Raw genomic sequence first — 326 nt, forward strand, 5'->3', positions numbered from 1 at the left:
GCAGGCCTGTACCTCCACCGCCCTCGGCTCGGTCGCTTGCCAGCCCCATCGCGTGCAGGGCCGAGTCCAGCAAGGCCGGATGCACACCGAATCCGTCCCCGGAGATCTCCTCCGGCAACGCGACTTCGGCGAAAACGTGTTCACCGCGCCGCCACACCGCCCGCAGCCCCTGGAAGGCAGGACCGTACCCGTACCCAAGCCCGAGCAGTTCCTCGTAGAACCGCTCCACACCAACTGCCACTGCGTCCCGCGGCGGCCACTCCACCAGCGGCTCACCCGTGTCTGAGCCCACGGCCGACAGCACACCCGTCGCATGCCTCGTCCAC

Annotated in this window: 1 protein-coding gene; it reads right to left on the reverse strand. The window is 69.3% G+C overall.

The window, feature by feature from the left end:
• Positions 1 to 229, reverse strand: a 229-nt coding sequence (locus IH13_RS36385) for a polyketide synthase dehydratase domain-containing protein (protein ID WP_324605153.1), incomplete at its 3' end; no start/stop codon positions are given.
• Positions 230 to 326: the final 97 nt, after the last annotated feature.

It is taken from the genome of Streptomyces sp. NRRL WC-3549, assembly GCF_000721935.1.
GTDB lineage: Bacteria > Actinomycetota > Actinomycetes > Streptomycetales > Streptomycetaceae > Streptomyces.